Origin of the sequence: Nocardia higoensis, from assembly GCF_015477835.1 — a bacterium.
Taxonomy (GTDB): Bacteria; Actinomycetota; Actinomycetes; order Mycobacteriales; family Mycobacteriaceae; genus Nocardia; species Nocardia higoensis_A.
On the sequence record NZ_JADLQN010000002.1, the window covers coordinates 124,138 to 136,950 of the forward strand.

General features: G+C 69.0%; 14 protein-coding genes and 1 riboswitch. Of the genes, 8 read left to right on the top strand and 6 right to left on the bottom strand.

What is annotated here, in order from left to right; translation table 11 throughout:
- The first annotated feature begins 177 nt into the window (after nt 1–177).
- Nucleotides 178–2,727, top strand: a complete 2,550-nt coding sequence (locus IU449_RS14665; RefSeq protein WP_195002673.1) for an ATP-dependent Clp protease ATP-binding subunit — start codon at nt 178–180, stop codon at nt 2,725–2,727.
- A 241-nt stretch (nt 2,728–2,968) separates the two neighbouring features.
- On the opposite strand, the gene IU449_RS14670 is transcribed toward IU449_RS14665, so the two are convergent.
- Entirely contained in the window at nt 2,969–4,384 is a 1,416-nt protein-coding gene (locus IU449_RS14670; RefSeq protein WP_195002674.1) for a sensor histidine kinase, read from the bottom strand.
- 70 nt (nt 4,385–4,454) lie between these two features.
- Between IU449_RS14670 and IU449_RS14675 the strand changes: the two genes are divergently transcribed.
- Both IU449_RS14675 and IU449_RS14680 read left to right on the top strand, forming a co-directional pair.
- Entirely contained in the window at nt 4,455–4,907 is a 453-nt protein-coding gene (locus IU449_RS14675; protein ID WP_195002675.1) for an SRPBCC family protein, read from the top strand.
- A 236-nt stretch (nt 4,908–5,143) separates the two neighbouring features.
- A complete protein-coding gene (locus IU449_RS14680) occupies nt 5,144–5,584 on the top strand; it encodes an OsmC family peroxiredoxin (RefSeq protein WP_195002676.1) in 441 nt (146 codons plus the stop codon).
- A 27-nt stretch (nt 5,585–5,611) separates the two neighbouring features.
- On the opposite strand, the gene IU449_RS14685 is transcribed toward IU449_RS14680, so the two are convergent.
- Entirely contained in the window at nt 5,612–6,232 is a 621-nt protein-coding gene (locus tag IU449_RS14685) for a transcriptional regulator (protein WP_228804714.1), read from the bottom strand.
- 46 nt (nt 6,233–6,278) lie between these two features.
- Here IU449_RS14685 and IU449_RS14690 point away from each other — a divergent pair, with 46 nt between their 5' ends.
- Both IU449_RS14690 and IU449_RS29045 read left to right on the top strand, forming a co-directional pair.
- Complete coding sequence (locus tag IU449_RS14690) at nt 6,279–7,325, top strand: transposase (RefSeq protein ID WP_324188254.1); 1,047 nt, start codon at nt 6,279–6,281, stop codon at nt 7,323–7,325.
- Complete coding sequence (locus tag IU449_RS29045) at nt 7,288–7,539, top strand: zinc ribbon domain-containing protein (protein ID WP_324188255.1); 252 nt, start codon at nt 7,288–7,290, stop codon at nt 7,537–7,539. The genes IU449_RS14690 and IU449_RS29045 overlap by 38 nt, the downstream gene beginning before the upstream one ends.
- A 224-nt stretch (nt 7,540–7,763) precedes the next feature.
- Here IU449_RS29045 and IU449_RS14695 read toward each other — a convergent pair whose 3' ends face one another.
- The 3 genes from IU449_RS14695 to IU449_RS14705 form a co-directional block, all read right to left on the bottom strand.
- The gene (locus IU449_RS14695; RefSeq protein WP_195002678.1) at nt 7,764–8,573 is read right to left on the bottom strand and encodes a CbtA family protein; all 810 of its coding nucleotides are present in this window, start codon (nt 8,571–8,573) and stop codon (nt 7,764–7,766) included.
- The gene (locus IU449_RS14700) at nt 8,564–8,761 is read right to left on the bottom strand and encodes a CbtB domain-containing protein (protein ID WP_195002679.1); all 198 of its coding nucleotides are present in this window, start codon (nt 8,759–8,761) and stop codon (nt 8,564–8,566) included. The genes IU449_RS14695 and IU449_RS14700 overlap by 10 nt, the downstream gene beginning before the upstream one ends.
- Before the next feature lie 31 nt (nt 8,762–8,792).
- A riboswitch (cobalamin riboswitch) is annotated at nt 8,793–8,969 on the bottom strand.
- 37 nt (nt 8,970–9,006) lie between these two features.
- Nucleotides 9,007–9,330: an antibiotic biosynthesis monooxygenase family protein gene (locus IU449_RS14705; protein WP_195002680.1), complete on the bottom strand. Its 324-nt coding sequence runs from the start codon at nt 9,328–9,330 to the stop codon at nt 9,007–9,009.
- A gap of 35 nt (nt 9,331–9,365) precedes the next feature.
- On the opposite strand from IU449_RS14705, the gene IU449_RS14710 reads away from it, so the two are divergent.
- A complete protein-coding gene (locus IU449_RS14710; RefSeq protein ID WP_195002681.1) occupies nt 9,366–10,160 on the top strand; it encodes an alpha/beta fold hydrolase in 795 nt (264 codons plus the stop codon).
- Between the two features lie 187 nt (nt 10,161–10,347).
- On the opposite strand, the gene IU449_RS14715 is transcribed toward IU449_RS14710, so the two are convergent.
- Entirely contained in the window at nt 10,348–11,259 is a 912-nt protein-coding gene (locus IU449_RS14715; protein ID WP_416382169.1) for an A/G-specific adenine glycosylase, read from the bottom strand.
- 112 nt (nt 11,260–11,371) lie between these two features.
- Between IU449_RS14715 and IU449_RS14720 the strand changes: the two genes are divergently transcribed.
- A complete protein-coding gene (locus tag IU449_RS14720; protein ID WP_195002682.1) occupies nt 11,372–11,995 on the top strand; it encodes a carbonic anhydrase in 624 nt (207 codons plus the stop codon).
- 123 nt (nt 11,996–12,118) lie between these two features.
- The gene (locus tag IU449_RS14725) at nt 12,119–12,772 is read left to right on the top strand and encodes a hypothetical protein (RefSeq protein ID WP_195002683.1); all 654 of its coding nucleotides are present in this window, start codon (nt 12,119–12,121) and stop codon (nt 12,770–12,772) included.
- The last annotated feature ends 41 nt before the right edge of the window (nt 12,773–12,813 follow it).

The following is a 12,813-nucleotide window of genomic DNA, read 5'->3' on the forward strand; positions in this document are numbered from 1 at the left end:
TGACCATGTTGTCGCCGGTTCCCAATAGGGTGGACCACAGGCGGCCGGAACCCCCGCCAACTAGAGTGGAGGCAGGGGCCACAACCCCCGGGCTTCATGGCAGGCTGACGACCGACAGACCGAAGAGCTCTGAGTGTCGGATGCCACTGAAGGTCTGAGCAGGAGAGTGAGGGAGCGATGTTCGAGAGGTTCACCGACCGCGCGAGGCGCGTCGTTGTCCTGGCCCAGGAAGAGGCCAGGATGCTCAACCACAACTACATCGGCACCGAGCACATCCTGCTTGGCCTGATCCATGAGGGTGAAGGTGTCGCGGCCAAGTCGCTGGAGTCGCTCGGCATCTCGCTGGAGGGCGTGCGCAGCCAGGTCGAGGAGATCATCGGGCAGGGCCAGCAGGCTCCGTCCGGGCACATCCCGTTCACTCCGCGCGCCAAGAAGGTGCTGGAGCTGAGCCTGCGCGAGGCGCTGCAGCTGGGCCACAACTACATCGGCACCGAGCACATTCTGCTCGGCCTCATCCGCGAGGGTGAGGGCGTGGCGGCGCAGGTGCTGGTCAAGCTGGGTGCCGACCTGAACCGGGTCCGTCAGCAGGTCATCCAGCTGCTGTCCGGGTACCAGGGCAAGGAGCCGGTCGAGTCCGGCACCCGCGGCGAGACGGGCACCCCGTCCACTTCGCTGGTGCTCGACCAGTTCGGCCGCAACCTCACCCAGGCCGCCCTGGAGGGCAAGCTCGATCCGGTCATCGGCCGCTCGAAGGAGATCGAGCGCGTCATGCAGGTGCTGAGCCGCCGCACCAAGAACAACCCGGTGCTGATCGGCGAGCCCGGCGTCGGCAAGACCGCCGTGGTCGAGGGCCTGGCCCAGGCCATCGTCAACGGCGAGGTCCCCGAGACGCTCAAGGACAAGCAGCTCTACACCCTCGACCTGGGTTCCCTGGTCGCGGGCAGCCGCTACCGCGGTGACTTCGAAGAGCGCCTGAAGAAGGTGCTCAAGGAGATCAACACTCGCGGCGACATCATCCTGTTCATCGACGAGCTGCACACGCTGGTCGGCGCGGGCGCGGCCGAGGGCGCGATCGACGCGGCCTCCATCCTCAAGCCGAAGCTGGCTCGCGGTGAGCTCCAGACGATCGGCGCCACCACCCTCGACGAGTACCGCAAGTACATCGAGAAGGACGCCGCCCTGGAACGCCGCTTCCAGCCGGTGCAGGTGGGCGAGCCGACCGTCGAGCACACCATCAACATCCTCAAGGGTCTGCGCGACCGCTACGAGGCGCACCACCGGGTCTCCATCACCGACGGCGCGCTGGTCGCCGCCGCCACCCTGGCCGACCGGTACATCAACGACCGGTTCCTGCCGGACAAGGCGATCGACCTCATCGACGAGGCGGGCGCGCGCATGCGCATCCGCCGGATGACCGCGCCGCCGGACCTGCGCGAGTTCGACGACAAGATCGCCGACGCCCGCCGGGAGAAGGAGTCCGCGATCGACGCGCAGGACTTCGAGAAGGCCGCGCGCCTGCGCGACAAGGAGAAGCAGCTCGTCGCCAAGCGCGCCGAGCGCGAGAAGCAGTGGCGTTCCGGTGATCTGGACGTCGTGGCCGAGGTCGACGACGAGCAGATCGCGGAGGTGCTGGCCAATTGGACCGGCATCCCGGTGTTCAAGCTCACCGAGGAGGAGACCACCCGTCTGCTCCGCATGGAAGACGAGCTGCACAAGCGGATCATCGGCCAGGAGGACGCCGTCAAGGCCGTCTCCAAGGCGATCCGCCGCACCCGCGCCGGTCTGAAGGACCCCAAGCGTCCCTCGGGCTCGTTCATCTTCGCCGGCCCGTCCGGTGTCGGTAAGACCGAGCTGTCCAAGGCCCTGGCGAACTTCCTGTTCGGCGACGACGACGCGCTCATCCAGATCGACATGGGCGAGTTCCACGACCGCTTCACCGCCTCGCGCCTGTTCGGTGCCCCTCCGGGCTACGTCGGCTACGAGGAGGGCGGCCAGCTCACCGAGAAGGTGCGCCGCAAGCCGTTCTCGGTGGTGCTGTTCGACGAGATCGAGAAGGCGCACCAGGAGATCTACAACACCCTGCTGCAGGTGCTCGAGGACGGCCGCCTGACCGACGGTCAGGGTCGCACGGTCGACTTCAAGAACACCGTGCTGATCTTCACCTCGAACCTCGGCACGCAGGACATCTCCAAGGCGGTCGGCCTGGGCTTCTCGGCGAGCAACAACGCCGGCTCGAACTACGAGCGGATGAAGCTCAAGGTCAACGACGAGCTCAAGAAGCACTTCCGGCCCGAGTTCCTCAACCGCATCGACGATGTGATCGTCTTCCACCAGCTCACCAACGAGCAGATCGTCCAGATGGTGGACCTGATGATCAACCGCGTCGCCACGCAGCTGAAGAACAAGGACATGGCGATCGAGCTCACCGATACCGCCAAGAACCTGCTGGCCAAGCGTGGCTTCGACCCCGTGCTCGGTGCCCGGCCGCTGCGCAGGACCATCCAGCGCGAGATCGAGGACCAGCTGTCGGAGAAGATCCTCTTCGGCGAGATCGGCCCCGGCCAGACCATCCTGGTCGACGTCGACGGCTGGGACGGCGAGGGCTCCGGCGAGGACGCCCGCTTCACTTTCACCAGCAAGGCGAAGCTGACCAAGGCCGAGGACAAGCCCGAGGTGGTGTTGACCGGCGCCGCCGAGGGCCCCGCCGAGGCCGCCTCCGGCGAGTAATCAGTACCGCGATACGACATCGAGGCCCGCTCCCGCCAGGAGCGGGCCTCGATCGTTCCACACGGCCGGATGGTCTGCCGCGGTGAGATCGGTATCGCGAACGGCCGGAGTCCTCGCGACGGTGCCACCGCATCTCGCTGCCGTCACGTGGTCGGCGAACTGGAGCGCGATCTACCAGGCTGCCCCGGCGAGGTAGATGTCTCTATGCCCTGCGTCGGCGGGTGACGACCCGCTCGGAGGGTTATTCCGGCGCGCCCGCGTCGGCGGGAGCCGGTTCGGGTTCCGACGGGTCCTCGACCGCCTTCAGAATGGGTGTGGCGGTGGCGGGGCGGACCGGCAGCCGCGCCGCGACGCGGTAGCCGCCGCTGGGCCGCGGGCCCGCCGTCAGCGCGCCGCCGAGGGCGTGGGCGCGTTCACGCATCGCGATGATGCCGTTGCGGCCGCCGGGCGACCGGGTGAGGGTGCCCAGCGGGCGACTGTTGTCGATGGTGAGGTCCACCGACTCGGCGGTGTAGCGCACGCTGACCGTGGCGGTCGCGCCCGCCGCGTGGCGGATGACATTGGTCAGCGATTCCTGGACGATGCGGGCGGCCGCGGTGTCGATGTCCTCGGGCAGGCTGACCGGAGTGCCCACGACTTTGATCTGCACGGCCAGGCCGGTGGAGCGGGCCCGGCGCACCACCGAGTCCAGATCGGCGATGCTCGGCTCCGGCGGTCGCGGCGGGGGTGGCGGCGTGGGCGTGGGTTCGGCGGGTGCGCTGCGGGTGGTGTGGGTGCCGTCGCGATCGGCGCGGGCGGACGTGGGCGCCATCCCGAGCCGGCCGCTGACGCCGCCGCGTTTCCCGCTGCGGCGCGGGCGCTCCGGATCGGCGGTCTTGTCGTCGGCCAGAGGGCCGGAGACCAGGCCGCGCCGGATGGTCGGCAGCATCGCGTGCACCTCGTCGAGCGAATCCTTGCTCGCCTTCTTGATCGCCGCCAGCGCCGACCGCGCCTGCATCGGCTTGCGCTCGAACAATTCCAGCGCCACCGAGGACTGCACGTTGATCAGCGAAAGGCTGTGTGCGAGAACGTCGTGCAGTTCGCGTGCCGACTGCAGCCGCTCCTCGCAGGCGAACCGCTCGCGCTGGGCGTGCTCGGCCCGCCTGGCCGCGTCGAAACGCCGCTCCCGCAATTGCGCGATGAGCTTGCGCACCCGCAGCGCCTCGGCCGCGCCGAGCACGACCACCAGCCAGCCCAGCACGGCCAGCGCCATCCAGCCGCTGACCGGCCGCCCCAGCAGCGCGGGCAGCGGCCAGACGAACAGCAGGAAGCTCAGCGGCGCGAAAGGATAAGTCCACCAGCGTGACCCGTTGACCGCGGCGGTGAGAAAGGCGATCACCGGCGAGAGGAAGACCGGGCCGTAGCCGTAGTCCAGCGCGAGATAGATCCCGCAGGCCGCCAGTGTCACCACCAGCACGGCCAGAGGCTCGACCTGCCGCAGCGCCAGGGCGATGGGCCCGGCCAGCAACAGGACGCAGCCGAGCACGTCCAGCGAACGCACCCCCGACTGCCCCACATTCACCGCGCGACCCCCCGCGACCTGGATCATCGCGACGATGAGCGCGATGGCGCAGTCGCGCACGATCGAGTCCCGATTCGCTATGGCTGGCACTGTCACCCCTGCAGCCTATTCGGCCATGCCGCCGAGGCTCCGGTCATGCGGTGATTTCGGCGGGTAAGGTCCGGGCATGGTCGACCAGTCCACTCGCCTTCCCGATCTGTCCGCCCGCCCGCACGAACTGTCCGTGGAGCGGGTGATGACCGCGCCCACCGCGCTGGTTTTCGCCGCGCTCACACGGGGTTTCGACATCTGGCTGGCGGCGCCGGATTCGGTGCGGATGCGGCCCGAAGTCGGTGAACCGTTCTATTTCGAGACCGAGTTCGAGGGCAAGCGCAATCCGCACTACGGCCGCTTCCTGCGCTTGGTGCCGGCGCGCGAGGTCGAGTTCACCTGGGTCACCGCCGCCACCGAGGGCGCGGAGACCGTCGTGCGCGTCGAACTGGTGAAGCAGCCGCGTGGCATCAGACTGCGCCTGCGCCACAGCGGATTCGCCAGCGCCGCGGTACGCGATCTGCACGAGCAGGTCTGGCCGAGGATGCTCGATCAGCTCGAGGAGCGCACCGCGGCCGCCGTCGGCTGAGCCCGGTCGCGTGCACGCTCGCTCGGAGATGTCGGTCGCGTCGAGTAATCGCCGCGCGCCGGTGTCGCCACTGTGGCCGCTCGGGTCGTCGACGCGATCGCGCGGTGGTGCCGACGACCTGTCGTGACGGGCCGAGACCGTCGCGAAGCGGCCTCGCACGATCCGGCACGCGAGTAGGTTCGATCGTGCAGGAGTACGGCCCAACAGCATTTCGGTCTCATCGTGAAAGGACAATGATGCCAACACGTACCGCGCGCACCGCCTGGTCCGGTGGTCTGCAGGACGGTTCCGGTCAGGTGGAGCTCGCCAGCTCCGGCGTCGGCAAGTACGACGTATCGTTCCCCAAGCGCGCCGCGGACGATGCCGACGGCACCACCAGCCCCGAGGAGCTGATCGCCGCCGCGCACTCGTCCTGCTATGCCATGGCGCTCTCGGCGCAGATCGCCACCGACGGCGGCACCCCGGAGAGCCTCGACGTGACCGCCGACGTCACTCTCGGCCCCGATCCGGCGGGCGGCTTCCGCATCAGCGGCATCAAGCTGACCGTGCGCGGCCGGGTACAGGGCATGGACGCCGACGGCTTCCTGGCCGCCGCCGAGGCCGCCAAGGCCGGTTGCCCGGTGTCCAAGGCACTGGCCGGAGTCGACGACATCGCCCTGGACGCCGCGCTCGCCTGATCAGCGCATCTGCCGAAACCCGGCGGGTCAGCCCACGAGCGCGGTGAGCGCCGTGCGGGTGGCCGCGTCGGCGGGGAAGAACGATTCGACGGCGAGTTCGGCGGTGGTCACATTGCGCGGCGTGCCGAACACGCTGGTGACGCTGAGCAATGCCAGTTCGTGCCCGTCGTGCCGTAGACGCATCGGCACGGCGGGCACGTCCGCGTCCGGAACGGATGCAAGCGCGAAGCCCCTGTCGACAGGGTAGGCGGCGAGTTCGGAGTACAGCTCGGCCAGTGCCGGGGAGCCGGTAGCAGTGATCTGCCGCTCGAGACGGTTCAGAACATGCCCGCGCCACTGGCCGAGATTGACGATCCGAGGTGCGAGACCGCCGGGGTGCAGGGTCAGGCGCAACACGTTGACCGGCGGTGTCAGTAATGCGGGATCCAGGCCGACGAGGAAGACGCCCACGCCCGCGTTGGCGTCGAGCATCGTCCACTCGCCGTCCACCGCCAGCGCGGGGAACGGTTCGTGCGCGCTCAGGATCCGGCGGACGATCGCGCGGATCGGGGCCAATGTGGGCTGGTGCACCGCCTTCAGGGCGGTGGTGAAGGCCCACGCGGGAGGGCTTTCCAGGCCGAGCGTGCCGTAGGCCGTAACGTGGATCATGTTGTAGCGGAACATAATTGACGTGTCTGCATGATAATGTCGGGGCGTGCAGCTTCGGTACAGCTACCGCGTCTACCCGACGCCCGGTCAGCAGGTCGCGCTGGCACGGGCGTTCGGGTGCGCGCGGGTGGTGTACAACGATGCCCTCGCCGCCCGGCGGGAAGCGTTCGGCCGGGGTGAGCGGATCGGTGACGCGGAGTTGTCGCAACGGTTGACCGCGGCCAAGGCGACCCCGGAGCGGGCGTGGCTGGGTGAGGTGTCGTCGGTGGTGTTGCAGCAGGCGCTGGCCGACTTGAATACCGCGTACCGGAATTTCTTCGCGTCGGTGACGGGGAAGCGGAAGGGTGGGCGGGTCGGTGTGCCTCGGTTCCGGTCCCGCCGGGACCATCGGCAGGCGATCCGGTTTACGAAGAACTCCCGGTTCGCGGTCACGCCGGGTGGGAAGTTGCGGTTGCCGAAGATCGGTGAGGTGCGGGTGGCGTGGTCGCGGGATCTGCCGTCGGAGCCGTCGTCGGTCACGGTCATCGTTGATGCGGCGGGCCGGTACTTCGCGTCGTTCGTCGTGCAGGTCGACGAGCAGCCGTTGCCGGAGTTGGACGCCGAGGTGGGTATCGACCTGGGGTTGACCACCTTCGCGGTGATGTCGGACGGGAAGACGATCGAATCGCCGAAGTTCCTGCGCCGAGCCGAGCGCCGGTTACGTAAGGCTCAACAAGCACTGTCGCGTAAGGAGAAGGGGTCGAAGAACCGGGCGAAAGCTCGGCTGAAGGTGGCTCGCGCGCATGCCAGGGTGGCGGATGCGCGGCGGGACTGGGCGCACAAGCAGTCGACACGGATCATTCGCGAGAACCAAGCGATATTCGTGGAGGACTTGTGCGTGAAGGGTCTGGCCCGTACCCGGTTGGCGAAATCGGTGCACGATGCGGGCTGGTCGACGTTCACGACCATGCTCGAGGAGAAGGCAGCCCGGTACGGGCGAACCTTCGCCAAGGTGGATCGCTGGTTCCCGCCTGTGCTCGAGGTGTGGGGTGGTCGGGCAGAAGAAGCCACTGCACGTGCGGGAGTGGACGTGCGTGTGCGGCACGATCCATGACCGCGATGTGAACGCGGCAACGAATATTCTCGCGGCCGGGCGGGCCGAGAGGGGAAACGCCTGTCGAGTCGGTGTAAGACCTCAACGGAGCAATCCGGCGGGCAGTCGACGCAGAAGCAGGAACCCACCGGAGCGGCACACCCTGCCGCGGGAGGAATCCCGGTCGTTCGTTCACGGCCGGGAGGACGTCAACACGAGGAAGACTTCGAGATAGATAGAGATATGGGACTCGACAGGCGCTCTGGTCGCGCAGTCGCGCCAGTTGGCGCTGGTGCCGTAACTCGGCCCGGAGGGCACGAAAACGAAAGGTGGTGCGAGCCTGCGCCGGCTCGCACCACCTCTTTCGGCAGTCTCTCCCCGGTCCGTAGGTACGGGCCGGGGTCTCACGTCGCGAAGGAGATACTCCCTCGCCCCCTCAACCGTGGGAACGGATTGGGCTCATCCCGCGGCGACACGCTCGCGTTCGGCAGTTCGCGTGCGGTCCGAGAACTCGGTCAGTGCCGCGAATCCGAGCCCGAGCGCCGCCCACAGAGTGGCCGACACCGCGAGCGAGGACACCCGGAACTGCCACAGCAGGCTCGGCGGGAAGTCCGCGGACACCTCGTCCACGCCCGGCAACAGCACATAGCCGACGGTCGTCACGGCGACGAACGCGAGCACGCCGCCGATCAACCGGACCGTCGACAGCTGCCCGGCCAGCACTCTGAACGCGTACAGGCCTGCCCCGACCGCGGCGATGCCGAGCAGCACCACCGCCACCCACAGCAGAGTGCGGTCGTCGATGGTGTCCGGGTCGCCCACCGCGGGGGGATTCGCCGGATACTTGAAGAACGGCACCGCGGCGATCGCGGCCCAGCCGCTGACACCGAGGAGCATTCCCAGTGCGGGACCCGACAGCGAGGTGAAGCGGCGCGCGTAATGCGCCACCGCGCCGAAGATGGCCCCGAGCGCCAGTCCGTAGAGGCCGAGCGCCAGGAACTGGCCGAACTTCTGGCCGGTCCGGCTCACCACCGCGTCGTCGCCGTGGGAATGCGCCGCGTCGTCGCCGTGGGAATGACCGGCTTCGGCCCCGTGCGAGTGCCCGTCGGCCGCCGTTTCCGATGCCGCCATCGCCTCTTCGAGCGCGATCGCGGCGTCGACGTGGGGTCCCCCGACGAAATGGCCGACCGTGGCGGCCAGCAGGCCGGCGATCACACCGGCCAGCAGACCACGCAACAACAGAGTTTTCAGCGATCCCGTCAGTGGCACGGAACACCCAGCAGATGCCGTCCGTCGTGCATCAGCTCGTGCAGGAACATCCCGCCGCGCGAGATCGCGCCCTGGTCGAACCCGACCAGGTAGAGGGTGAGCAGTGCGAGAAGAACGACACCGACCGTGACGAGCACGGTCGCGACCGAATCGGTCGCCCTGGTGGCGGGGATATGCGCGATGGCCATGGGATCCTCCTGAGGGATCTGCGTCCCGTAAAGGGGGTTTGTGCGATGGTGCCGGTGTCTGGCTCCCGCCGCCCCGAGAACCCCCGCCGGTGGCGGAGACGGACTCGGCACGTCGAATACAGTGGCGCGACCGCTCCGGATTCCCACCGGATTACCGCTCACCCTCGCTTGGTCACCTCGAACTGTGACACCCGGGGTTGTACGCCGTCAATACGATGCTGACGGCGCCCACCCCCGGACAGTGCTCATTCGCCCGCCGCGGCCTGCGCGGGCACGTCGAGGACGACCTCGAACTCCAGCAGCGAGGCGCCGGTGGAGACCGGCTTCTTGTCGCCGCTGCCCGCGTGCGCGGTCCGCGCGGGACCGTCGCGCCACGCGGCGAAGGACTCCTCGGAATCCCACTGCGTGACCACGAAATAGCGGTCGTCACCGGCGACCGGGCGCAGCAGTTGGAACCCGAGGAAACCCGGGGAGTTCTCCACCGCGTGCGCGCGGGCGGCGAACCGCTTCTCGAGTTCGGGACCCGCGCCCTCGGGAACCTCGATCGCATTGATCTTCACAACAGCCATACCACCGACAATACGGCCGGGGCACAATCGAGTCGATGGTGACAGAGGCGAAGTCGGCCGCGCCCGCGAATCGCGCGGGGCCGCTACACGACGAAGGCGGCGCGGGCGCCCCGATTCTGCTGCTGCACGGCTTGATGGGCAGCGCGCGCACCTGGTCGGGCCACCTGGACTGGTTGCGCGACCACGGCCACGTGCGCACCTTCGACGCCGCCGGTCACGGCAGGCCCGCGCCGTCCGAACCGGCCACCGAGGCGTTCGTCGCCGACCTGGCCGAATCCACCGCCGAGATCACCGAACCGATGGTGGTGATCGGGCATTCGATGGGCGCCCTGCACGGCTGGGTCTTCGCCGCGCGGTATCCCGAGCGGGTGCGCGCACTGGTCGTGGAGGACATCGGCCCCGATTTCACCGGCCGCACCGCCGCGAACTGGGCGACCATGATCGAGGCCTGGCCGCAGCCGTTCCCCGACGCCGCGGCCGTGATCGACTACTTCGGCGAGGTCGCGGGCCGCTACTTCCTGCGCTCCTTCCAGCACAGCCCCGACGGCTACCGCCTGCACGGTTCCGTCGCCACCTTCCGCGAGATCTCCGAGGAATGGGGCCGCCGCCATTTCTGGGACGAATGGACATCCGTGCGAGTACCCACCCTGCTGATCGAGGGCGAGCACACCATCACGGTGCCGGGGCAGATGCGCCGGATGGCCGAGGTGAACCCGCACGCCGAGTACGTGTGGGTCGAGGGCGCGGGACATCTCGTGCACGACGAACAACCGCGCCGCTACCGGTCCGAGGTCGAGCGGTTCCTCGGCCGCGTCCTCGCCGACCGCTGAGCTCGTCACCGGTTCGACCGGTCACCGATCCACGCGGCCGACGAGCCGCGTGGTTCGCCGACACCGAGGCGCCGCGACCCCGTCCTGATCCGCTGGGCGCCGATCCGGGTGACCGGGCGCAGCGGGCGATCGCCCAGGCGTGCGGCAACCGGTTCGTGGTGCCGACCACGGGATCGGGCCCGTCGGCTCAGCGCTCGCCTTCGCCCGCCAGCGCGAACAACCCGTCGGCGGTCTGCTCGACGAGCCCGTCGACCAGCAGCGAGTCCAGCGCTCGAGCGCGCTGACCGGGATCGCGGGTCCAGGCCAGATCCAGCCGGACCCGCTCGACCGGTCCGGCGGCATCACGCAGCACGTCCAGCAATCTCCCCCTGGCCTGGCGGTCGGTGCCCTCGTACTTCTGAGTCCGGCGCACCACCTGCGAGGCGGGCCTGCCTGCCTCGACCCAGGCGCAGCGCGGCAGCGGGCAGCGCGAACACTCGGGGCTGCGGGCCGTGCACACGGTCGCCCCCAATTCCATCAGCGCGGCCGAGAACCGGGCCGCGGGTTCGACGGCGAGCGGCAGCAGCGCCTCGGTCTCGACCAGATCGCGTGCGGCCGCATTCCCCGCCTCGGCCCGGCCGTGTACCGCCCGTGCCACCACACGCCGGACATTGGTGTCCACCACCGGCACCCGCTGCCCGTAAGCGAAGCAGGCCACCGCGCGGGCGGTGTAGTCGCCGATGCCGGGCAGCCCGAGCAGCACCTCGACCTCGGTGGGCACCTCGTCATCGTGTCGCTCGGCCAGCACGCGCGCGCATTCGTGTAGGCGCAGTGCCCGGCGCGGGTATCCCAGCTTGCCCCACGCGCGCAGAACCTCGGCCTGCGAACTGGCCGCCATCGCCGAAGGCACCGGCCAGCGCCGGACCCACTCCAGCCAGATCGGCTCGACCCGCACCACCGGAGTCTGCTGGAGCATGATCTCGCTCATCAGGATCTGCCACGCGGTCACGCCGGGGCGTCGCCAGGGCAGGTCGCGAGCGGTTTCGCCGTACCAGCTGAGCAGGATGTCCGCCGGGATGCCGCTCGTCTCGGCGCCCGCTGTTCCGTTCCGTCGATCCACGCCGCCCCGTACCCGTCCTCACTGTCTCGACCGCCGCTGTGACAGTCCGAGTTTGCCCACCCGTAACCGAAGTGACTCGCTGGTAGCGGTCAGGCCAGGCACAATGGTCGGTATGCCTGACTCGAATCCGATAAGCGCCTGGAAGTCTCTTCGCGAGGGTAACGAGCGATTCGTCAGCGGCGACGTGCTGCATCCTAGTCAAGGGCTGGTCGACCGGGCCAGGCTGGCGTCGGGGCAACAACCCAAGGCCATTCTGTTCGGCTGCGGTGATTCGCGGGTCGCCGCCGAGCTCATCTTCGACCAGGGCCTCGGCGACATGTTCGTGGTGCGCACGGCCGGCCACGTCATCGACAGCTCGGTGCTCGGCTCCATCGAGTACGGCGTGGACGTGCTGAATGTGCCGCTGATCGTGGTACTCGGACACGACAGCTGCGGTGCGGTCAAAGCCACCCTCGACGCCCTCGACGGCGGCGAGGTGCCCGGCGGCTTCATCCGCAGCATCGTCGAGCGGGTCGCCCCGTCCATCCTCCTCGGCCGCCGCGAGGGTCTGGCCGGCGTGGACGAGATGGAGGCCAGGCACGTCGTCGAGACCTCGCGATTGCTCATGCAGCGCTCGATGAGCATTTCCAGCAAAGTCGCCACCGGCGAACTGGCCATCGCGGCGGTCACCTACAAACTGGCCGATGGCAAGATCCAGCTGCAACGTGTCGTCGGCAACATCGGCGAACTGGCCTGAACCGGATAGAAACGATATAACAGCAGCTCGACGGCGGCTCGATCGTGGCGTGTCGGCTCCGGCGGGGGCCGACACGCCGAGGTCATGAGACCACGTGCCGCTCGGTGGCCGTAAGTTTGAATCGTGCTGGAACCGACTGGACCGCTGCCTCCGGAGATCTACTGGCGTCGCCGTGTCTTCGCCGTCGGGGTTCTGGTCGTGGTGCTCGCGCTACTGATCTGGGTCGTGCTGATGGTCGCGCGCGGCGGCGATTCCGCCGGCGGCGCCCAGGCCGCGTCGACCACGGTCGCCGCACCGGCCGGTGACGGCAAGGTGGAGCCCTCCGGCAGCGCCGCGGCCGGTGCCTCCGAACTCTCCTCGACCGTTGCGGCGCAGCCCGCGCGAGCCCAGTGTCCCGATCAGTCGCTCGCGGTCAAGGTGACCGTGGCCCAGCCCACCTACCGCGTCGGCGAGAAGCCGGTGTTCGGCATCGTCATCACCAACATCTCCGCCGAGCCGTGCTCGCGCGACTTCGGATCGGCCGCCCAGCAGATCTCCGTGCAGACCCTCGACGGCAGCCGCAGGCTCTGGACGAGCACCGACTGCTACCCGGAAGGGCAGCCGGACACCCGCACGCTGGACCGCGGCGAGCAAGCCGCCTTCCAGGTCACCTGGTCCGGTTCCACCTCCCAGCCGGAGTGCGCGGGGGAGCGCGTGCCGGTCCCGCCGGGTGCCTACACGGTCGTGGCGCAGTTGGGCTCGGTGCGCAGCGCGGCCGAACCGTTCAACATCGCCTGAGCCGACATCGCCTGAGCCGACATCGCCTGAGCCGACATCGT

Bases quoted from the DNA above. Each gene is read 5' to 3' on its own strand.
- IU449_RS14665 (WP_195002673.1), top strand. From the start codon at position 178: ATGTTCGAGAGGTTCACCGACCGCGCGAGGCGCGTCGTTGTCCTGGCC.
- IU449_RS14700 (WP_195002679.1), bottom strand. From the start codon at position 8,761: ATGGCCATCGCGCATATCCCCGCCACCAGGGCGACCGATTCGGTCGCG.
- IU449_RS14685 (WP_228804714.1), bottom strand. From the start codon at position 6,232: ATGATCCACGTTACGGCCTACGGCACGCTCGGCCTGGAAAGCCCTCCC.
- IU449_RS14680 (WP_195002676.1), top strand. From the start codon at position 5,144: ATGCCAACACGTACCGCGCGCACCGCCTGGTCCGGTGGTCTGCAGGAC.
- IU449_RS14710 (WP_195002681.1), top strand. From the start codon at position 9,366: ATGGTGACAGAGGCGAAGTCGGCCGCGCCCGCGAATCGCGCGGGGCCG.
- IU449_RS14720 (WP_195002682.1), top strand. From the start codon at position 11,372: ATGCCTGACTCGAATCCGATAAGCGCCTGGAAGTCTCTTCGCGAGGGT.
- IU449_RS14705 (WP_195002680.1), bottom strand. From the start codon at position 9,330: ATGGCTGTTGTGAAGATCAATGCGATCGAGGTTCCCGAGGGCGCGGGT.
- IU449_RS14675 (WP_195002675.1), top strand. From the start codon at position 4,455: ATGGTCGACCAGTCCACTCGCCTTCCCGATCTGTCCGCCCGCCCGCAC.